Below are 20,872 nucleotides of genomic sequence, written 5' to 3' on the forward strand. Positions count from 1 at the left end.
CGGTACAGTATTCAAAATGGGGGCAAAAAAAACCGGGTTCTCTCCCTTGCAAAGCTTGATATCTCGTAGGCTTAACTTAAAGAAACCGGGTTTGTGATATTACTGTACTGGCGCTCTAGCTACTGAAATGCCTGTCGAAATTCTCTTACAGCTTGAATATGCTTTGGTATATTAATACACCTTTCTAACAACACCATATCTAATTCGGGAAGCACTTCAGATTGATTAATCTTTTCATATTTCTCTTGGTGTAGCGCATACAGCGATAAATTGCCATCTTGCCAAAACCAAACTTCGGAAATTTTGAGACGCTTGTAAGCTTCTAGCTTATCTATACCTCCACTGGTAACAACAACTTCGATCGCTAGATCGGGACGTTCCCTATTTGGTCCAAGTTCATAAGACAGATCAGCTTCGCGCTTCACTAGCCCGACTTCGCTTTCTAGAGTCATCGAACCAGTCGGGGTATAGTCAATCTCAGAAGCTTCCAAGAAGATGTCTAACAAGTTGGAAATGCGTTGTTTAACGGTTTCGTGTTTTTTTCCTGGCATCTTACGAATTTCTAATGTTCCGTCTAAAAAGGACAGCCGAATGCCAGGACGGTCTAAAAGTCTTTCAACAACCTTGAAATCCTGCCATTTTAGTCCATCTATAAGAATTGGCTCTGTTACCCGATCTACTGTTGTTACAATCATGGTGCTTTCAAAAGTGGATTTCCTTATTTCAATTTAATCTGATTAAATTGGGCGTTGCTGAATAACAGTATGAATTACCCTCATCCCCAATCCTTCTACCAAAGGGATTCGGGAGCTAGAATTCTTGTCCCCTCTCTCTTTGGGAGAGGGCTAGGGTGAGGGCAAATCTTAAGGGTAAAACTTGGATTCATACCTTGATTCAGCAACGCCTTAAATTAAACTTCTCAAATCAGAGTTTTTATTATCAATTAATCATTGACTTAGATCCCCGACTTCTTCAAGAAGTCGGGGATCTGGAGGGATCTGAGAATCTTACAGCCCATCAAAGTTCATCTAAAACTCAACCATCAAACTTGCACTCACACTAACACAATTTCGACCTCTGCGGATAGCTTGATGAAGTGCGCTTTCAGTGGCATCAATGAGCATTTCCGGAGAACTTTCGTGGCTTGGTGTAATACTTGCTACTCCCAAACTGACTGTCAGTACGCGGGCTGGGAATCCACCAAATACAGAGCGTTCATATTCAATTGCCAATGCAATAACACCATCTCTAATATTACTTGCAACGCTAAGAGCAAACTCAGTACTTAAAAAAGGCACAACTATAGCAAACTTTGCACCTTCATAACGTGCTATAAAATGACCTGGGTATTCTTCCACGCGATCGCGAATAGTATTTGCAATCAGTTGCAAACACTCATCACCAACTTTATATCCATAGGTTTCGTTGAAAAACTTAAAGTAGTCTACTTCACACAGCACAAGAGATACTGGCGAAATCTCTTTTGCCCACTCCTTCCAGTTGTTTTCTAGATACTGACTGAAGTAGTTCCTAGTCGCAAACTGAGTAAGTTCATCAATATGATTTGCGTATCCTATTGTCTGTAATTTTGTCACTAACTCTTCGGTTTCAGCAACATCTGTTGTATTCTCTTGCTGCAACTGCTCTCGAAAATAGAGACGGTACAATTCACAGCTAGGCTTGGCCCAATTCCCATTAAGCTCAATGAGTCCCATGCTTTCTAATTGAAAAGCCGCGATCGCATCTAATTGTACACTTTCATTGGAATTAACCACCTGTTGAAGAGCCGATACCAATTCTGGTGCTTTTTTAATAACAGCTAGATTGCTCCGTAGATAGTCGCTGAAAATTCCGCCTGACGTGGGGGCTGTTTGCAGTAACTCCTCAATAGTTATCTCTTTCCGCTGCAAATAGTAGAATGCAAGGTTCAAGAGATAGGGATGCCCAGATAACATCTTTATAAGTAACGCAAGACTTTGTGCGCTCTTTTCACCACTTGCCCAATTTAATCCGTAACGCCGTGCTAAATCCCGTGCTTGCTCTGGGGTAAATTTTGGTAGCGTGATTGTTTGTCCAACATTAAAAGGGGACTGATTGAGATTTAGTGGAACGTATATTTCCGTAGCATGAGCTACAACTAATCGCCATTTTTGCCAAATTTTCTCTTGCTTTGCTAGTTCATGCCAAAACCGCAGCATTGGTATGAAATCTTTAGCAATATTTAAGTGCTCAAAAACTCTGTTCACTTCGTTTAAAACTATGACAACCGCACTATCAATTTGCTTTAATATGTAAGCTTCAAAATATATCTTACTGCTAACTTTACTTCCCATCTCCTCATCCCAGTAATCGTCTAACTTAGGATTGATGTTCAATTGTCTGCTAACGTTAGCGCAAAACCATCGTAAAAACTTGTCGAGAGAAACAAAGATAGATTCATCTGCTTCTTGAAAGTCCAGATAAACTGTTTTATACTCTATAGTCTTTGCATATGAAACAATCCGGTGTAATAAAGAGCTTTTCCCCATTTTCCTGGGTGCTTTAATTCCTATCACACACCCAGGTTGATTAATTTTTTGATAAGCAATTTCTTCTACTGGGGGACGGTTAATGTACAGAGGAGAAGTCAGGGCTACAGGACCGCTAGGATATTGGATGTCTGTATTTATAATTACAGATTGTACATCTTTACTTTTTTGCGTTTTATCTATAACTTTTGGTTCTCGTTTAGCTTCTTTTTTCTGCCGATCAATAGAATTTGTTTCGATCTGATTCAGCACTAAATGCAGATTTTTCTTTGTGACTCTCTGCCCTACTGTATCTGAAATATCCTGCCATAACTGGGAACCAACTTCTTTAATGTAATCGCTGGCGTAACCCGAAATTTGAGCCATTTCATTGTAAGTTTTTCCCAACCAAGATTGATGTAAGACAAACTTTTCAATAGAACTGAGTCGTCTTGGCAGTAGAGACTGCTGTATCGCTTCTAAAATTTGATCGACCTCCATAGGGTGGCAAATCTGTGGCAGAGTATTCATATAGCTATACGTACTTTTGATGTACATCTACGTACCCCTGTATACAATATAAATTCGATAGATGCTACTACACAAGTAGATGGACGCAGACAAACATAACAACTAAGTAATTTTTTGTATCAGTATTTTGGTACTTATTCTAGTACTAGACTCTGACTCATGTTTAGACTTTTTACTAAGTCTTTATGAAAACTTTAAAATTTATATTAAAAAAAATTGATACAATTTTCATTTTTTTCTCTGAAGTTTTACTGATTTTTAATATTTGTACAGTACAGAATATAGCATATTGAATACATATTGAATCAGGAAATTATTTACCTCACTTTTCCTGCTTTTTAGACTTTTATAGAACTATGGGACTCCTATTTGATTTTTGAACTATACGTAGGTAGGGCAATGCCAACCTTACAGTACTGAGATTTGTTCATAAACCATTTATGCTTACTATAAGCGATCTTACTTAGATTATACAAACTGGAAATCTAAAACCGCATATTTAATATCTGCCACTAGGTATAAGAACGAGATCTATCATTTCACCAACGGCTAAACCACATCCAGCGATCGCACTCAACAGTAAAAATGTATCTTTTCGATTAAACCCAGCAAAACGAAGTTCCATCTCTGCCAGGAGTGTAGTTGCCAGAGGCAAAACAATGAACGTCACGAAAATTGACCAAGTTGCAACTAGTGCAATAGAGGCGCTTAAAAACAAGACTACAGTTAAAGCTCTAGAACCAAATCGAATTAATCGTTCCAACCAGGCAATAGTTCTCCAAGCTATAGCTAACACTAAAGCTGCAACAAAAGCCCCCACCAGCCAAGCAACATGGTGAGCAGACAGATACCATCCCAACCAAGCATAAGTTAGCCACAGCAAGACTAAAGACTGCCAGGGAATTTTGTGGAGAAACTCATTATTCATAACTTACTTTCCATCAATTACGAGAGTTATAATAACCGACTCTTACTTTTCTGATGTTTCTTACTTTCAGGAAAATAAGCATTGGGCATTGGACATTAAGCATTGAGCTAAAATTGCTAACAATGTTCCCAGTGATAACTATGAGTTCCCCACCAATTTCGTCTATCCTCACCGAACGTGTCTGCTTCCGCCCGAATAATCTTCATACCAAAGCCAAGCAGTTCATCTGGTTAAAAATGGGGTTGGGATTTCTCAGTCTTGGGCTACTAGCCCCCTTTCCTTCCTTGGGTGCAGAACGGTTGACTCTCTCTTTTGGTGTTTTGGGACGCTCTATTCCTATTGGTTCTTTGGAAGAATACGCAAAAACAGGTAAAGTTGATGATGAACTCGCTGCATACACCCAGTATGCCGATAAAAAGCAACTCACCCAGTTACGTGAGGTGTTGCTGACACCCATTCCCCTTACGGCTGTACAAGTGTCTCAATTTCTTTATACACCAATTGGTGAAACGTTACTGAAAAATTTAGGAGAAGTGGTACAGCAGGATTCTGGCATTAGTGGATTTTATGCAATTCGGGCATCATTAATTCTTGCCGCAGCAGAGCCAAAAGGTTTAACATTATTAAATGTTTTAAAAAGATTTCCCTCTAGAACCATTTCGATTAATTTACCTCGCAGTTTGGAAATAGCAGCAGCATTCGAGAGGTTGGTTAATCAGACTCAAAGAGCGATCGCGCTCATCAACCAGCAATCATCTCAAGAAATAGCCAAGACTTTTGTAGCAGGTGAAGTCTCGGTAAGAGAATTGTTAAAACCGGGTAACTTTAAATGGCAAAGACGCACTATCATACTTAACGACCTATCCCGGACTCGGACTTTTCCGGCTGACATATACTTACCACTGACTTCAGTTTCTCGTCCAGTCATTGTGATTTCCCACGGGCTTGGTTCTGACAGAACAAGTTTTGCTTATCTAGCTGAGTATCTTGCTTCCTATGGATTTGTTGTTGCGGTTCCAGAGCATCCTGGTAGTAACACCGAACAGTTGCAAGCCTTATTATCTGGTAGAGCAAATGAAGTCGCTGGTCCTCGAGAGTTTGTGGATCGCCCTTTAGATATCAAGTACCTACTGGATCAACTAAACAGCTTATCTCAATCAAATCAAGATTTTAAAGGACGCTTGAATTTAGAGCAAGTAGGTGTAGTGGGGCAGTCTTTTGGAGGTTACACGGCGTTAGTGCTAGCAGGCGCACCTATTAATTTTGATCGACTTAAGAAAAGTTGTCCAGCTTCACCAAATGCACTCAATGTTTCTGTCCTACTTCAGTGTTTGGCTGTTAATTTACCACCAGTTACTTATAACTTATCAGATTCACGGGTAAAAGCTGCGATCGCAATTAACCAGATTGACAGTACTATTTTAGGTCAAGCCAGCCTCAGCAAGATTAACATTCCAGTCATGATAGTCTCTAGCGGTTCTGATACTGTTGCTCCAGCGCTTCCAGAACAAATTCAACCCTTCACGTGGTTAACAACCCTAAATAAATATTTAGTTCTCATGAATAATGCCACGCATTTTTCAACAATCGCCGAATCCCCCAATTCTGCTATTCCAGTTCCAGAGCAAGTTGTGGGTCCAAATCCTGCCCTAGCCCGTCGCTATGTCACAGCTTTGAGTCTTCCCTTTTTCCAAACCTATGTTGCCAATCAGCCAAGTTACCGTCGTTTTCTCAGCGCAAATTATGCTAATGCGATCGGTCAGCAACCATTACCACTCAGTTTGGTGCAGTCTTTGGACTTGAACTCATTTGAATCAGTATCCCTCAAATAAGTTACCCCAAGTATGTGACCAAAATTGTGTGACTATTACCCCAACTTCAGTCTTGCTAATTTACTAGCAGGGGTTAGGGTCAGAAGCGAGGGAAAAACCCAATGCCCAATGCTCAATGCCCAATGCCCATTTTCATTCGTTGATCTCTGCAAGCAATTTATATTGTTGGGAGACCCCGTAGCGATGGATATTAATGGTAGAAAACCATTATGCTGCTTCTGAGATGGAGGGCGAGTGGATATACGAAGATAAATTGCTCTCAGAAAACGTCTTGCAGGGCATAAAAAACACTGCCATGTTGACAGAGCGCGATCGCTCGCAATGCTGCAATTCGCAAGCATACCGTGAAACCGGGCAAACCAACATAAAACGCTTTGAAACTGAAGGAGAAAAAACCATGCGAAACGATGCACTGTTTGAAGCTCCCTTGCCCCATATGGCTTCTTATAATGGCACTGCCTATGCTGAACCGGAGTTTGAGTTTGACAATGAATGGGAAACAACAGGAGACAGCAACTATAGTAACTCGGAGCTTGAGGACGAATGGGAAATAGAAGGAATGTCTGCCTACACCGAACCTGAATTTGAGGATGAGTGGGAAATGGATGGAATATCCGCTTACTCCGAACCGGAGTTTGAGGATGAGTGGGAAATAGATGGGGAAAGTGAGTACAGAAACTTAGAATTTGAAGATGCAGCCGAGTATGAGGCTCAGAAAAAGACTAAGAAAAGAACGGGCAGATTCTTGTCTTTTCTTAGAAGGGTTGGGAGAGGACTCAAAAAAGTTGTACGAAGGGTGGTGCCGATTATCGGAAAAATGGGTGGGGCACTTGTTGGTGGTCCTGCGGGCAGTGCTATAGGTGGTGCTGTGGGAAGTGGACTAGCCAAAGCTCTTAAGGAAGCTGAGATGGAAGTTGCCCAGATGGAAGCAGAGTTTTTTGGAATGAACGAAGCCGATGCAGAAATTGCCTTGACTGAGGCTGCAATGGATGCAGCACTAGCAGAAGTTATGGCTGATCGAGCAGCATCAGCAGAAACCGATGCAGAGGCACAAGCAGCCATCGCTACTACCTTACCAGCCGTCATTTCCAGCGTGCAAGCCCGCGAACTCCTCCGTTATATGCCCGCACTGGTACAATTCTATTCATTATTGGCAAAGATACTGTTGGATCAAGGTGTTGTAGGAAAGCAATTTCTACGGACTTTTCCTCACCAACAGCGTATTGTAGCTAGAGTTTTAACCAAGGCAGCTCGCAAAGGCGAACCAATTAATAGTCAAAAAGCTGTAAAAACAGCATCAGCGACAGCTCAAAAGGTGATGAGTTCTGGTAGAGCTACTAAGAAAGCGATGATTAAGAATGTAGCAGTGCAGAGTCGTGCTGCACGTCCTGCTGGTGCTCCACGCAAACAACGAGTCAGTAACCGAGAAAGTGAACCATACTGCCCAACCTGTGGCAGTCGATGAGAAACAGGTTCAGGTGGTTTAGTTTTGAAGCATGAGCCGGGAGGCTGCACAATGGTACGTTTATCTTCTCCAGCCCAATCGCGGTTACAATCTTCTACTTACCCGTCGTTCGCATCCGATCTACCCCGCAATCTGAAAGGATCTGCCACTCTGGGTGAATACCGTCTGCTGGACAACTGGCTGAATATCCAATCCATTAATTTAACCCGCCATGCCAAGTCCCTACGTCCTTTTGAAAGAGATGAATTTGGCACATCACCAGCTGCTCCTAGCGAGGCTCATATCGAAGCTGTTAACCGTTTGCTTGATAAGTTCCGCGTCAAGTTGATGGAAATGGCTCGTTGGGTAGAAGCATCCGTAAATGCTGCTCGCCGAGAACCAACACTCGAACGCTTACAGATGTTTCTCGATCGCAAACAACGTGCCAGTAACAGAGTTGTGTATGTAGAAGGGATCTGGGACTTCTATTTTGACCTGTTTGTTCAAAGGCTTTCTAGCTTTGGCGAACGGTTGCGAGCAGTAGACCGAATTGCCATTGGATGTTATGAAAAAGTCTACACTGGCTTGGGTATTGCCAAACCAACCCCGACTCTATTGCCGTTTAGTTATGCAGATAGTGGTTTTAGTCCCGCTACCTTTCGTCGGGGCGTCCCCTTACAAAAGTTACGGTTCAATCCTAACCTGTTCCCTCTGATCGTGTTGCCCCAGCATCGCCTGGATAACGTTTGGGCGCTGTCGAGCGTGTTGCACGAAGTGTCGCATAACTTGCAAGCAGATTTGGGTTTGTGGGAAGAAGTGCCTGCTCGCATCTATCAACGTCTAATTTTTGAAGGGTACTTCCCCAGAAGAGTGGCGCGAACCTGGGCAAACTGGCACAAGGAAATGATGGCAGATATGTTTGCCTTATTGTTGGGCGGTCCTGCTGCAGTGGAATCTTTAATGGATGTAGTCGGTCGTTCTACTAGCGATACCTTACGGTTCAATCCCGAATCTGTCCACCCTACCCCATACTTACGAGTGCTGATTAATCTGATTCTGTTACGTCGTTTGGGTCTAAATCAGATGGCAGCAGATTTGACTCGCGTGTGGAAACGGCTATACCCTCGCATAACTGCTAGTGATATTCCACCTGTGTTTATAAAAACTTTCTATCCTGCTGCTGAACTGGTAGTAGATACAATGGTATTTCAGAGATACCACCAATTTGGTAATAAGTCAATGGCACAGGTGGTGGCATTTGGTCCAGAGCATATGGGCATTATCGAGTTAGCAGGTCAGCGTCTAGCGGTAGGACGAGACCCCGGTACAATTCCCGTTCGACTCATGATTAGTGCTGCTCGGTTTGCATTAGATCGGCAGTTAGCCGATCCCCAAAGCATTACTGACAATTTCTACCGCATTTTAGGGAGACGATAATCAATGACAGAACTAAGTACTCAAGCTTGGGAAAACTATAACAGGCTACGGTTAAAAGCGATCGCATTCCAGGAGAGGGTCGATCGATTGGGCGATGGCTATACCCCCATAAAAGCACTCATCAACGATTTGGTGGCTCGGCAACTACCAGAAAATCCCACCAGTACTGAAGAAATCGTAGAACGGCTTCAGTCGATAGAAAACTATATGGCAGCACAACGATTACTTATAGAGGCTACACCACTGGAGGTAGAAGCGAAAGAAGCGATCGCTCTCACACACCAAGAACTACTTAACAGTTGGCAGATATTCAAAGCATCGTTGCCAGAATGGGATATTTCCCAACGCATCTTTCTAGATGGCTTGAACTCCCTCTGCTCAAACGAATTATTTTTAGATTTTATTACCGATTGTCAAGCTCGGATGTGGACAATGCGGTTGCTAGCTCAAGAAAGATTACACTTAAACAGCGATGAAACTAAGCGATTAGTTGAGGCATGGGGAGAGGCTGTTCGCACCTTTGTAGAAGATGCTCGCAAAAAATCTGAAAAGAATGGTAAAGTCCAACCCGGTCAACCAGAAACCTTTGTCCATTTCTTCTGTATCCGTGATGAATTGAACATACTTTACGACAGGTTTTCTAGTGTTATTACTTAGTATCCTCTTCATCCCATGACTATCAACAAGCCAGAGACTCCTTATCATGAATAATTTACTTCTAAGTCGTAAACGCGCTCAGCAATTAAAAGCCCTGCGGGGCGGACTAATGATTCAACTTTATCCTACTCAACCAATAGGCACGGTTGACGAACAAGGAAATTTGCTGTTAAGTGATTTACTCAGCAGTTTTAAGCGTTATGCCGGGAATCAACAGACTGCCTATGATAATGGTTCGGTGCAAACTAGTTCGACTAGTCATGTTAACCAGTTAGAACGTCAAGTAGAACGGGCGATCTCCCAGGTATTAGGACGATCTCCTGGACGGGGTGCTACCAATTTCTTCAATGCTCTGAATGCGGCTTTTCCCAGAACTAATGATGACAAGCTAGCTACCCTACCATCCCAGAGTCAGATGGTGCTTTATAGTACTGACGGCAAAGGAAAGGAATTGCTGGGCGAGCTATCCACTCAGCAAGCAGCACTATACCGTCAGGCAAGTATTATCATGGCAGATGCCTTGAAAATTATTGAGCGATTAAGTTCGTTTATACCTCAAGCTGATACAGAAAGAGTAGAAGCCTTGCGATCGCTGATAACTTCCCAAATCAAAGTTCTGGTTGAAGAGTTTCGCTGGGTAGACGAACCCCGTCCAGCACGGGTAGAAGCTTATCTTCGTTCGCTCAACGACAACGTAGCGGAATTTGGCAGACAAGCTTTTTTGAACAATCCCATGCTAGCGGTTAACATCAATGATGAAGACCAGATAACTCAGTATGAACTGCTCAAAACCTACATCCAGATGCTGGAGCAAGCTTGGAATAGATACGCTAGCAGCAGAGCGAATCAAATCTCCTCACTGAGCGAACGAATCGATCGCGCTCGCGTATTGTTACCAGTATTATCACAGGGAAACACTGACTTTAGTAATGCTTTGGAATCGGTAGGTCTCAGCGACAGCGAACGCCGTTCCCGTGCTAGTCGATTCAGCATCTTAACAACATCCTCAATTGAAGATGGCAGAAATCCTCAAACCGCCTCCAATTTGAGTTTGTGGCTACCAGATATTACAGTCAGCGATCTCATCGATTGGCTAGATCGCTTTGCCAATATGGAAGCCCCCAGCAACCTAGACAATACCTATGGTATTGACTTTGTTACCGACCAAGCAGACCGATTATTCTGGACGATTGCCCCAATTGTTGCCCACCTCAAAATCTGGACACCCCTCAACTCCTCTAGTCGGTCAACTTTAGAACAGATTCTCTCAAATGAGCGGGTAACATGGGCATTGGATAACTTACTCAACCAGCTAAATGAACTGGCAAACCTAGCAGTATAGTTATCCCAGCGCAATCAGACCTCCATTAGGAAGACTACAGGAATTGATTTATGGATATTACTACAGCCGCCTTGGACGGGTTAAACGATCGAGTTGCTGCACTACTCCAAGAAACTCTCGCGCAACTTGGTCCAGAACTAATTGCTAATCCCGACTTAGCAGAAGTGCTGAACCGCATGGTAGACGACCAAATCAAGCAATTTGCTGCTACCCAAAACGGTAAAGCACCAGCCCCTGATGCTGGGCTAACTGACCTCATCGGTTTGAGTAAGGACGCTCCTAACGATCTGGGCAATACTCATATATCTGGGGGAGTAGTGGATTACGACGATACTGTCACTAGCGATCGCATCCTCTCTACTGCCGACCTCTACTACATATATATGCACGAACGTCTGGGTGTGTTTCGGGTGATGAACAAACTACAAGAACTGTTCCGGGCTGGAACATTGCGAATTTCCAATGGAGAAGGTGCTTATGGGCTTTATCGCTTCGATAAGCACAACATTTTGCGCTATCACCAGCGCGATCGTTTACGAGCCTATCGTCGTGTTTTCGGTTATACTAATGTCGATCCCGGACCTAGTGCTCGTCCCAATCCTCAGTTTCATGGTTTGTTTGTCCACTTCATTAGCGAAACCGCTAAGTTTTGGCGAGATAAGCGGATTAGTGAAGTGATTCGAGAACGGGCGACAGATCCGACCTTTGGATCGATAGCGATCGTCCGTCGATGTGGCTTGGATGTACGGAATAACGTCAAGAATTCTTCTTATGGTTACATCAATGTGCTACGGGTAGAAACCAGTCAGGCATTGGCAGAAGCTTTTAAAGTTTTGGAATCCGCCGATGTACGCTCTCAATTTGGTGCCAACAATGCTTGGGAACTCATCGAACTAGTGCTGTGGCAATACTTCCATGAGTCAGTACACGCTAGTACGATGAACCGAATGGCGATTGCTGGACGAGAAATATTGCGCTGGCTAGCCCAACCTTATGTATTGCAAAAGAACCGCACTGATTTTGAAGCTTTGTTGTTCCGCATTGCTGAGTATGCCGAAGAGTGGATTTCCAGCGAGAAAGGTATGCGGATGAGCCGTCCCACCCCACCACCCCGGAATGTTTATATACCTGGAGCACCACCAAATGGTCAACGTCGAGAGCCAGTTGTGGCGCGATCCAAAGGTCTTAAACCTGCTTCCAGAGTAGTTGGTTAAAGCAGCATTCAGTTGGAACTGTAATACAAATACTTACTCTAACGATTGGCTTTCAGTAAAGAGCTGAAGATGCCCGATGTTACGTCTTTCTCTCCTAGTTCTATCGGTCTTGTTCTGCTCATAAATCATTGGCAGATAGTTTAACGCTCGCCTCATCCTACTCAATAGCCAGGTCAAATACAGAGGTCTTAAAAATGAAATTACAAAGTCAATGGCTATTTGAAACTCCTTTCCAGTTAACAGTAGACAACAGTATTCTTTCCTCCCCTAACCTGGAGAATGAACATGAATGGCTGTTGTTTAAAGAACCTTTTACTTCTGAGAAAGCCCACCTCATTGAATTTGAAGGGATGACTCTATCCTCATGCGAACCAAGAAAATTCAAGAGAGACAGATTGAATGTCGTCAAATGGTGGAAAAGAACAACTCCAGGTAAACGCGAGATCCCCAAAGACAAAAAATTGGCTATTCTTTCTCGCGGTCGGATTCGTCTACCGTTTGAAAACATTAGATGGCTTTTAGAGCAAGGAAAAAAAAGAAACATTGAATGGATTAAAAAACTTCCTGATAATATTGCTATGCTCTCTCCAGAAGTGGATGTTACAGTCGAATTGTGGATGGCAATCAAGGGACGAGTGACGTCAGCAGAAGACGAAAAAATATTTTCTGAATGGAACAAGGATCGCTTACAAGAGCTAACAAGTTGTGGGTATATGCTTGGAAGATCGTACAAAGCAAATCAAAAAAAACTTGTCGAATCCAAACTGAACTTAGGGAGCTTAGGGCTAAATCTTGATAAACTGTACAAAGCAGGTGGAGTGAACTTCTCAGGGTTACCTGCTAGCAAAGATGCACCTTTCATAGAAGTGTTTCTTCTTTACGTTTACATTACTTTTCCTACCACTTTAAAGAAATTTTTGAAGCTCTCGACAAAACCACCTACAAAAGAAGAGCAGAGAAAGCTGTTAGTCAAAAAGCTACTTAAAGTAAGTAGTAAAATTCCCACTTTCGATCCCGATCCTATTAGAAGAGAACGTGTTCTTTGCATACTGAGAAAACTGACATCGGCAATTGTCGATGGCGAGAAAATTGATGACATCTTTTGTCGTTTTCCTGGTCAAGCGGGTCGTCCACTTTGCACACATTTTATTGATGAACTCATCGAAAGCTATTTATATGAAAAAGATGATAAAAAACTTTGGTATGGTATCAACACACTATATCAGGAAATGATCGAACCAATGAATCATTTTAATAGACAATTACAATCTCAACTAATTGAACCTGGACCATACGATCCGAAGAAAATTGTATCTAAGTCTGAAGAATGTAAACAGATACTCTATTTCCTTAAAAAAGCTAAAGATAAACGAAGTATTTATTCTTGTCTCAGATCTTGGATCTTAAAGACGTTTGAAATTTGTGATGTTTAAGTGAGAGCCTAAATTCTAGTCAATCATTAGCACCAAATTTTTCATCTCCCCATGATTATTGATTGTCACTGCCATGCTGGAAAAGGAGACTTACTCACTGGTCCTTGGGATACTGATGCACCTATTGAAACCTATCTCAAACGGGCAAAAGTGGCAGGAATTGAAAAGACTGTCATCTTTTCTCCCTTTCACAGCAACTACCGTCAGGCAAACGCCAACACGGCACGAATTGTGGAACATTATTCAGGGCGTTTCATCGGGTTTGCTTTTGTCCATGCAAAGCGCGATCGCGGACGTATTTACCAGATTGTTGAAGAATCAGTCGTCAAATGGAGGTTTCGCGGTATCAAGGTGCATCGTATGGATGGAGCGGTTACCCGTGAAGTGTGTGAAGTTGCCCGCCAATTTCATCTGCCCCTGCTCTACGATCCCGTCGGTGAAACCAATCTGATTGACTTACTAGCTCCCCAGTATCCAGATGTCAATTTCATTATTCCGCACTTGGGTAGTTTTGCTGACGACTGGCGTGCCCACCTGCGGGTAATTGACCAGATTAGTCGTTATCCCAATGTCTATACCGATACATCGGGAGTGCGGCGATTTGACTATTTGATACAGGCAATAAAGCGGGGCGGTGCTCATAAAGTGCTGTTTGGTACAGATGGTCCTTGGTTACATCCGGGTGTTGAACTGCACAAAATTCGCTTACTGGGTTTGCCACCAAACCGAGAAGAACTAGTGCTGGGCAAAAACCTGTTGCGATTGATCGGCCAAAAACGATCGCCTAATCAAGTTGAACTGATTCGCGATCGCTGCTTTCCACTTCACAGGTAAACCAGAATGGCAACGCTTTCATCACAACTATCGATAACCGTAAGCCAGAAATCCTGGTCTTGTGTCCTCGATCCGAGTTTATTGCTGTCCCCTTACGGATTATGGGTTGTTAAATCTCTAGGAACAACTATAGAACTGTGGGTTGCACGCGAACTCTGGCATATGCTGGACAATACCCACTTCTACCAACAACAACCGGAATCTATCATCATGCAAGCAGTGCTAGAGCACTCGCTCGAAATTCAGTCCACGGCTCGTCAGGAAGTCATTGAGGTGTTACAGGATTGGGAATCTTTCAAGCGCAATACTAATTTAGCCAACTTAAAGCTGTTCTGGGTTGGAGATAATCCTGGCGAATCATTTCTACCTCCCAACACCGACTCCCGGCTTTTGCAACATTGGGAATTCCTAGCACATTCTCTGGATCTTCAAATCAATCAACATAGCTCAATTAGTAACGTGCTAGCGTCAGCATTTCGTGACACTATCTCATTGGCTACTGCTTTAGATTTAGCGTTTATCTTAACCTATCAACGTCCGGAAGATGGGATGGAATGCCCCCCTGTGATTTGCACCGCTTTGGAAAGCTGGGGAATTCCCTGTCGAGCAATTAATCCTTTAGATCCTCTCGCTACGATCGAACGGGAGAATCTTCGTCATCTCATCGTTAAAGCTGGATTCTCAAAGTACTTATGGGCAGGATTAAACTTAGCTGTTCTCTACCTAGTGGTGCCATCAGCTTTTTCTATTGGTTGGAGAACCGATCCGCGAGAAATCTCCTCCTTAGACAGGAAAAAGTGTGTGGAAAATACTGCACCAAACGCTGATTTCTGGAAGGGGTCTCAAGGGTTTTGGTATCAAATTTAAAGTTAGCTTGAGTCAGTAACTTTGGTAGTATTATCCTCAAATTTTTGTGGTATTTTTTTGATAAAATGTAATATTATCAAGTTTTTTGATTAAATTTTAAATATTTTTACAAAAAAAACAAAACTTCTGAAAAAGAAGCGTCTTGCTTTGAAGATCTCTATCAAAGCTGATACCAAAGGTATAGCCATGAAAGAGCCACAACAGGAATTTCCTCAGACTGAGAAAATAGATATTAATTCTGTAGTTCCCAAGATTATAGGCGAATTTCATCTGAAAAACTATCATTATTTGGTGATTCATCTTGAACATAACATTGAAAATTCTACAGAAGCTAATTTAACTCTTTCTGCCAAAGTTTCACTGACACCGGAAATGATTCAGTTTGCTGTCAATGGAGAGCTTTGTGCTATCGTGGTGTCTGAGAGTGACCGTCTAGATACCAAATCAGACATTTCCCTTCTTTTAACAGAGCGAGAACTTCAAATCGTGAAGTTGGTTGCTTTAGGAAAGCCTAACAAGCAAATCGCCAGTCAGCTTTACATTAGTGAATGGACTGTCTCTACTCATTTACGTCGAATTTTTGCCAAGCTTGGTGTGGATAGTCGGGCTGCAATGGTACATCGATGTGCTTCACTACTGACTTAATATTTACTTAGTGCTATTCTATACTAATTAATCTGCCCAGTGTTTGGCACGAGCGACTGCTTTTTGCCAAGTTGCAAAGTTGTCTAAAATTGAATCTTGTGCGATCGCAGGTTCAAAGACTCGCTCAATCTGTCGTTGATTGACTAATTCCTCATAAGAATTCCAAAATCCAACAGCAAGCCCTGCGGCAAATGCAATTCCTTGAACCGTCATTTCTCGCATTGTGGGACGTTCAACTGGAATTCTTAATAAATCTGCTTGAAACTGCATGAGAAAATTGTTCTCGCAAGCGCCACCGTCTACACTCAACCGCCCAATAGGAATACTGTTAGATTTATTAATCGCTTCTACAACTTCTAAAACTTGGTAAGCCACTGCTTCTAGGACAGCACGTACCATATGTTCCCGTTGTACTCCTGCAGTAATGCCGAAAAAGGCTCCCCTAGCACTCATATCCCAATGAGGTGCGCCGAGTCCGCTAAATGCAGGTACAAAGTAAACTCCACCATTATCTGCAATGCTATTTGCGATCGCTTCTGTTTCAGCAGATGTTGTTATAAGCTTCAGACTGTCTCGCAGCCATTTAATACAAGCCCCACTAGTAAATATACTTCCTTCTAAGGCATAGCTCACATCTAATTTTCCATTTGAATTTGTTTGCGTCCATGCCACAGTACTTATGAGTTGGTTCTGAGAACGTACAATTTTAGTGCCAGTGTGGGCTACCAAAAAACTTCCCGTACCGTAGGTACATTTCATGAGTCCTGGACGATCGCAGCCATGTCCAAACAAAGCGGCTTGCTGATCTCCCAAAATAGCAGTGATGGGAATTTCAACACCAAATAAACTGGCATCGGTGACTCCAAATGTTCCCAGGCTGGGTTGAATCTGGGGTAGAATTTGAGTGGGAATCTTAAACAAATTTAACAACTTTTCATCCCAATCACAGGTTACCAAATTCATTAACATCGTGCGACTCGCATTACTGTGGTCAGTAGCGTACACTTTTCCACCTGTCAGTTTCCATAGTATCCATGTATCAATTGTGCCTGCTAAAACGTTTGTAGTTGGAAAGTTTTCCAATAGCCAAGATAGTTTTGTCGCTGAAAAATAAGCATCAATAATTAACCCAGTACGCTCGTAAATCTCCTGAGAATAACCGCTTTCTTGTAACTGATGACACAGGGGAGCGGTACGCCGATCTTGCCACACTATTGCTTTTTGGATTGGTTGTCCGGTGGTTTTGTCCCAAATTAAGCAGGTTTCTCGCTGTACTGTCAATCCAATAGCAACTATTTCATTAGGGGTGATTCGAGCATCTTGAATTGCAGTTTGAATGACCCAACAAGTTAAGCGCCAAATCTCCTCCGGATCGTGTTCTAGCCATCCTGGCTGTGGGTAGTATTGTGTCAATTCTTGGTATGCTTGCCCGATTATACGACCACTGCGATCGAACAAAAAAGCGCGATTACCTGTTGTGCCTAAATCTAATGCCAGGACGTAACCCATGGATGCAATACTACTTAGTTAAGGTCTATCAGTTAAGAGTATCAGATATGTAGAGAACAGCCATGGCGCGTCTTGACAAATCGAGAACAGCCATGGCGCATCTGTTTACTGTTAAGATCCGGTTTCCCGATCCTTTGCACCGTTTTTCTCCCGTTTCAGGCTTTCTTCTAAGGCTTGAATTTGCTCTCTACGGGCTTCCAACTCTAAAGAACGGCGGGCTAGGTCTTGATTTTGTAATGTTAAGTTTTGTCGCCACTGTTCTGCTCGCTCAGTTTCCTGTTGCAAGAAATCTGGTGTAATACCATTGGCGAGGTAGGTCTTTACCAGATTCAGCACCCAATGAGTGGCTTCTTCCAAACTTTCGATATCACCTGTGGGGGAAAGTTCCACTAAAACAAGTAGTTTTTCTGCTAGAACGTTTCCTTTTCCCAGAAGAATAAAAGCTTCTTCTGGGATCGTGACCCACATATGTTCCGCTTCCTGACGTGCCAACAACCGCAACTGAAGCTGGTCTAGAAAGTCATTTTTATGTACCTGAGCTAGATATAGCATGACGGTTGTTTGGATTATTGATTATAGCAATCTACTTGATTGCTATGCTAACCCACAAAGCCGATCGCGTAAAATCTCTGCTTGTTTTTCAGCTTCTGCCAAAGCATCTCTTGCTCCTTGTACTACATCTGGTGGTGCTTTATCGACAAATTTAGAATTGCTGAGTCTTTCACGCAAAGATTGAGCTTCGCTTTCTGCTTTGCTCAGGCTCCTTTCTAGCTTGACTCGCAACGTATCAACATCGACAACGCCTTTAAGAGGAATAACCACTTGCACCGTACCGACAACACCTGCGATCGCTTGTTCTGGTTCTTGAGGTTCAATTTGCGGTGGAGTTTCTACAGTCGTTGGAGGGAACCACTGCTCCCAGAATTTTTGTCTATCTGTTGCGAACAAGATATTCTGGAAAACAAACCATACTGAATAAACAAAACCAATAACTTCAAAGAAAGTTCCAATGAAGGGGAGATCGTCTACTGCATCAGCGACAGCGAGACCAATTCTAAATATGTAGATAGCTCCGATAATTGCTACTATTGTTACCCAATTTATTGACAAGCTTTTGCCAGAAACCGTTGCTTTCTTCGGCTCGCCAGTCATGGTTAAATTCTCCACCTTAGCCAAATCTTTAATATAAGGCTGTCCTGCATGAAGAATTTGTTGTTCCTTTGTACTTTCGCTTTGTAAATTGACTGTTATCATCGTCCCTGGTTTAATATCCGCCTCAGCCCGCAAGTTACGGATTGTACGAATTGTACCAAACAACAATTCAAACTGTTCCTCTAGAGCAGAGTCAATTAAGTTCGCATCTGCTTCCGGATAACGTTGTAAGGATAAACTTTGGTTAGAATCGGCTGGTTGCTGGGTAAGAGTATGCCAAATCTCCTCAGTAATGTGAGGCATGAAGGGATGAAGTAATTTTAGAATGCCTTCTAAAACATAAGCAAGAGTTTGTTGTGCGACACGACGAGACTCCGGATTGGCATCTTTTTGCAAGCGAGATTTTACCAGTTCAATATACCAGTCGCAGAAATCACCCCAGATAAATTCATAAAGCCCTTTTGCTGCTTCCCCCAAACCGTAATGACTGAAGAAGTCATTTGTTTGTTTGACTACTTGATTGTAGCGGGAAAGAATCCAGCGATCGCTCAATTCCAATTTTGGATTTTGGATTGTGGATTGTGGATTATCGGACTCTAATGTTGGATTTTGGATTGTGGATTGTGGATTATCGGACTCCAATCCAAAATCTAAAATCGAAAATCCAAAATCGTCTAAATTCATCATGACAAAACGGGCTGCATTCCACAACTTGTTAGCAAAGTTGCGGGCTGCTTCTACGGATGGTGATTCATCTGTTTTGCGATTGTAATCCAACCGGATGTCTTGACCTGCGCCTGCGACTTCCTTAATAAGGGTGTAGCGCAAAGCATCAGTACCGTACTTGTCAATGAGGAGCAACGGATCGACACCATTACCAGCAGATTTGGACATTTTTTTGCCATTTTCATCCAACACCAAGCCGTGGATGTAAACTGATTTAAACGGCAGTTGTCCGGTAAAATGACCACCCATCATAGTCATTCTGGCAACCCAGAAAAAGATGATGTCAAAACCTGTTACCAAAGTACTGGTAGGATAGTAAGTTGCTAGGTCTGGAGTTTGTTCGGGCCAACCTAAAGTTGAGAACGGCCATAACCCAGAAGAAAACCAAGTATCAAGCACATCTGGGTCTTGCTCTATCTTGACATTTTCACCAAATTGTGCCAGCAACTTCTCTCTTGCTTCTGCTTCTGACTTGGCGACTACAAAAGGTGTATTGTCTGAGATTTCTCCCCCCGTTTCGCTGACAGCGTACCAAGCAGGAATTTGGTGTCCCCACCAGAGTTGACGGGAAATACACCAATCTTTTAGTTTCACCAACCAGTCACGATACACCTTTGTCCAGCGTTGGGGAACAAACTCCGGAGAATTTTTCTGGTCGAGGAACTCTAGTGCTCTATCAGCCATCGGGCGAATATCAACAAACCACTGGGTGGAGAGGAGAGGTTCAACGGGAACTTTACCTCGCTCGCTATAAGGAACGGAATGTTTGTAATCTTCTACTTTCACCAAAAACCCATCAGTTTCTAGGCGAGAAACTACATTCTTTCTAGCAACAAAGCGATCTTGTCCTTGGAAGGAACCAGCATTCTCATTGAGAGTACCGTCCTTATTCATAATGTTAATAAACGGCAAGTTGTGACGCTGTCCCATTTCAAAGTCATTGAGATCGTGGGCGGGAGTGACTTTCACGCAACCCGTTCCAAAAGTAGGGTCAACTAACTCATCACCAATGATGGGAATTTCCCGATTCATAATGGGTAGAGTGAGGGTTTTCCCAATCAAATGCTGATAGCGATCGTCGCTTGGGTTGACAGCCACAGCAGTATCACCCAACATTGTTTCCGGACGAGTTGTAGCGACTTCCACATAACCAGAACCGTCAGTTAGGGGATAGCGGAAGTGCCATAAGCGACCGTCCACCTCTTTTAAGTCTACTTCCAAATCGGAGACAGCTGATTGTGACTCCGGACACCAGTTGACCAAATATTTACCGCGATAAATTAGCCCTTCTTCATAGAGACTTGTAAAAGCATGAGCTACAGCTTTAGATAAACCTTCATCTAATGTAAACCGTTCCCGAGTCCAATCTACAGATACTCCTAAACGCCGCAATTGATTGACAATTGTTCCTCCTGATTCTGCTTTCCATTGCCAAGCACGTTCTAGAAATTTGTCGCGTCCCAACTCATAGCGAGTTTTTCCTTCTGCTTTGAGTTGCTTTTCCAGAATTGTTTGTACGGCGATACTGGCGTGGTCTGTTCCGGGGAGATAAAGGGCGTTGAGTCCTTTCATTCTATGGTAGCGCACGAGGGTGTCAATGAGTGAATTGTCGAAGGCGTGACCCATGTGCAGGCTACCTGTAACGTTAGGTGGCGGAATAACTATGCAGTAGGATTGACTGTTTTGGTTGGCGTCGGCTTTGTATGTTTGGTTTTCTTCCCAGAATTTTTGCCATTTGGCTTCTGTGGAGAAGGGTTCGTAAAGACTTGGGAGGTTTGTGTTTGTTGTTGCGGTCATGCTGGGAAAACTATCAG

The 20,872-nt window shown here is 43.0% G+C and carries 16 protein-coding genes; 10 read left to right on the plus strand and 6 right to left on the minus strand.

The genetic code is table 11. The features are described from left to right. Positions 1–119: 119 nt before the first annotated feature. The 3 genes from WA1_RS07130 to WA1_RS07140 form a co-directional block, all read right to left on the minus strand. Positions 120–695 carry a Uma2 family endonuclease gene (locus tag WA1_RS07130; RefSeq protein WP_017747873.1) on the minus strand — a complete coding sequence of 192 codons (576 nt, stop codon included), beginning with the start codon at positions 693–695 and terminating at the stop codon, positions 120–122. A 333-nt stretch (positions 696–1,028) separates the two neighbouring features. Continuing rightward, on the minus strand, positions 1,029–3,038 hold the full coding sequence (locus tag WA1_RS07135) for an AAA-like domain-containing protein (protein ID WP_272819093.1): 2,010 nt from the start codon (positions 3,036–3,038) through the stop codon (positions 1,029–1,031). Between the two features lie 499 nt (positions 3,039–3,537). Continuing rightward, positions 3,538–3,966: a hypothetical protein gene (locus tag WA1_RS07140; RefSeq protein WP_017747875.1), complete on the minus strand. Its 429-nt coding sequence runs from the start codon at positions 3,964–3,966 to the stop codon at positions 3,538–3,540. Positions 3,967–4,202: 236 nt separating this feature from the next. Here WA1_RS07140 and WA1_RS07145 point away from each other — a divergent pair, with 236 nt between their 5' ends. The 10 genes from WA1_RS07145 (at position 4,203) to WA1_RS58545 (ending at position 15,671) form a co-directional block, all read left to right on the plus strand. Continuing rightward, entirely contained in the window at positions 4,203–5,798 is a 1,596-nt protein-coding gene (locus WA1_RS07145) for an alpha/beta hydrolase (RefSeq protein ID WP_017747876.1), read from the plus strand. Between the two features lie 193 nt (positions 5,799–5,991). Then, positions 5,992–7,263: a hypothetical protein gene (locus WA1_RS07150; RefSeq protein ID WP_017747877.1), complete on the plus strand. Its 1,272-nt coding sequence runs from the start codon at positions 5,992–5,994 to the stop codon at positions 7,261–7,263. 51 nt (positions 7,264–7,314) lie between these two features. Further along, positions 7,315–8,679 carry a hypothetical protein gene (locus WA1_RS07155; RefSeq protein ID WP_017747878.1) on the plus strand — a complete coding sequence of 455 codons (1,365 nt, stop codon included), beginning with the start codon at positions 7,315–7,317 and terminating at the stop codon, positions 8,677–8,679. Positions 8,680–8,682: 3 nt separating this feature from the next. Beyond that, a complete protein-coding gene (locus tag WA1_RS07160) occupies positions 8,683–9,336 on the plus strand; it encodes a hypothetical protein (RefSeq protein ID WP_017747879.1) in 654 nt (217 codons plus the stop codon). 46 nt (positions 9,337–9,382) lie between these two features. Further along, positions 9,383–10,678 carry a hypothetical protein gene (locus WA1_RS07165; RefSeq protein WP_017747880.1) on the plus strand — a complete coding sequence of 432 codons (1,296 nt, stop codon included), beginning with the start codon at positions 9,383–9,385 and terminating at the stop codon, positions 10,676–10,678. A 50-nt stretch (positions 10,679–10,728) separates the two neighbouring features. Beyond that, positions 10,729–11,892: a hypothetical protein gene (locus WA1_RS07170; RefSeq protein ID WP_017747881.1), complete on the plus strand. Its 1,164-nt coding sequence runs from the start codon at positions 10,729–10,731 to the stop codon at positions 11,890–11,892. A 194-nt stretch (positions 11,893–12,086) separates the two neighbouring features. After that, positions 12,087–13,325 carry a hypothetical protein gene (locus WA1_RS07175; protein WP_017747882.1) on the plus strand — a complete coding sequence of 413 codons (1,239 nt, stop codon included), beginning with the start codon at positions 12,087–12,089 and terminating at the stop codon, positions 13,323–13,325. Between the two features lie 51 nt (positions 13,326–13,376). Then, positions 13,377–14,159, plus strand: coding sequence for an amidohydrolase family protein (locus WA1_RS07180; protein WP_017747883.1), 783 nt, complete (start codon positions 13,377–13,379; stop codon positions 14,157–14,159). A 6-nt stretch (positions 14,160–14,165) separates the two neighbouring features. Continuing rightward, positions 14,166–15,026 carry a hypothetical protein gene (locus tag WA1_RS07185; protein ID WP_017747884.1) on the plus strand — a complete coding sequence of 287 codons (861 nt, stop codon included), beginning with the start codon at positions 14,166–14,168 and terminating at the stop codon, positions 15,024–15,026. 186 nt (positions 15,027–15,212) lie between these two features. Further along, positions 15,213–15,671 (plus strand): response regulator transcription factor, encoded by a 459-nt coding sequence (locus tag WA1_RS58545; RefSeq protein WP_017747885.1) that lies wholly within the window; start codon positions 15,213–15,215, stop codon positions 15,669–15,671. Between the two features lie 27 nt (positions 15,672–15,698). Here the strand turns inward: WA1_RS58545 and glpK are convergent, their stop codons facing one another. From glpK to WA1_RS07205, 3 genes are all read right to left on the minus strand, one after another. Continuing rightward, entirely contained in the window at positions 15,699–17,180 is a 1,482-nt protein-coding gene (gene glpK / locus WA1_RS07195) for a glycerol kinase GlpK (RefSeq protein WP_017747886.1), read from the minus strand. A 111-nt stretch (positions 17,181–17,291) separates the two neighbouring features. After that, positions 17,292–17,732 (minus strand): hypothetical protein, encoded by a 441-nt coding sequence (locus tag WA1_RS07200; protein WP_017747887.1) that lies wholly within the window; start codon positions 17,730–17,732, stop codon positions 17,292–17,294. Positions 17,733–17,774: 42 nt separating this feature from the next. Beyond that, entirely contained in the window at positions 17,775–20,855 is a 3,081-nt protein-coding gene (locus tag WA1_RS07205) for a valine--tRNA ligase (RefSeq protein ID WP_017747888.1), read from the minus strand. Between the last annotated feature and the right edge of the window lie 17 nt (positions 20,856–20,872).

The organism is Scytonema hofmannii PCC 7110 (genome assembly GCF_000346485.2).
Classification (GTDB): Bacteria; Cyanobacteriota; Cyanobacteriia; order Cyanobacteriales; family Nostocaceae; genus Scytonema; species Scytonema hofmannii.

What these genes read in the sequence shown, in the direction of transcription:
- WA1_RS07150 (WP_017747877.1), top strand. Translation starts at nt 5,992, where the DNA reads ATGGTAGAAAACCATTATGCTGCTTCTGAGATGGAGGGCGAGTGGATA.
- WA1_RS07165 (WP_017747880.1), top strand. Translation starts at nt 9,383, where the DNA reads ATGAATAATTTACTTCTAAGTCGTAAACGCGCTCAGCAATTAAAAGCC.
- WA1_RS07130 (WP_017747873.1), bottom strand. Translation starts at nt 695, where the DNA reads ATGATTGTAACAACAGTAGATCGGGTAACAGAGCCAATTCTTATAGAT.
- WA1_RS58545 (WP_017747885.1), top strand. Translation starts at nt 15,213, where the DNA reads ATGAAAGAGCCACAACAGGAATTTCCTCAGACTGAGAAAATAGATATT.
- WA1_RS07145 (WP_017747876.1), top strand. Translation starts at nt 4,203, where the DNA reads ATGGGGTTGGGATTTCTCAGTCTTGGGCTACTAGCCCCCTTTCCTTCC.
- WA1_RS07155 (WP_017747878.1), top strand. Translation starts at nt 7,315, where the DNA reads ATGGTACGTTTATCTTCTCCAGCCCAATCGCGGTTACAATCTTCTACT.
- WA1_RS07160 (WP_017747879.1), top strand. Translation starts at nt 8,683, where the DNA reads ATGACAGAACTAAGTACTCAAGCTTGGGAAAACTATAACAGGCTACGG.
- WA1_RS07200 (WP_017747887.1), bottom strand. Translation starts at nt 17,732, where the DNA reads ATGCTATATCTAGCTCAGGTACATAAAAATGACTTTCTAGACCAGCTT.
- WA1_RS07185 (WP_017747884.1), top strand. Translation starts at nt 14,166, where the DNA reads ATGGCAACGCTTTCATCACAACTATCGATAACCGTAAGCCAGAAATCC.
- WA1_RS07135 (WP_272819093.1), bottom strand. Translation starts at nt 3,038, where the DNA reads ATGAATACTCTGCCACAGATTTGCCACCCTATGGAGGTCGATCAAATT.
- WA1_RS07170 (WP_017747881.1), top strand. Translation starts at nt 10,729, where the DNA reads ATGGATATTACTACAGCCGCCTTGGACGGGTTAAACGATCGAGTTGCT.
- WA1_RS07140 (WP_017747875.1), bottom strand. Translation starts at nt 3,966, where the DNA reads ATGAATAATGAGTTTCTCCACAAAATTCCCTGGCAGTCTTTAGTCTTG.
- WA1_RS07205 (WP_017747888.1), bottom strand. Translation starts at nt 20,855, where the DNA reads ATGACCGCAACAACAAACACAAACCTCCCAAGTCTTTACGAACCCTTC.
- glpK (WP_017747886.1), bottom strand. Translation starts at nt 17,180, where the DNA reads ATGGGTTACGTCCTGGCATTAGATTTAGGCACAACAGGTAATCGCGCT.
- WA1_RS07180 (WP_017747883.1), top strand. Translation starts at nt 13,377, where the DNA reads ATGATTATTGATTGTCACTGCCATGCTGGAAAAGGAGACTTACTCACT.
- WA1_RS07175 (WP_017747882.1), top strand. Translation starts at nt 12,087, where the DNA reads ATGAAATTACAAAGTCAATGGCTATTTGAAACTCCTTTCCAGTTAACA.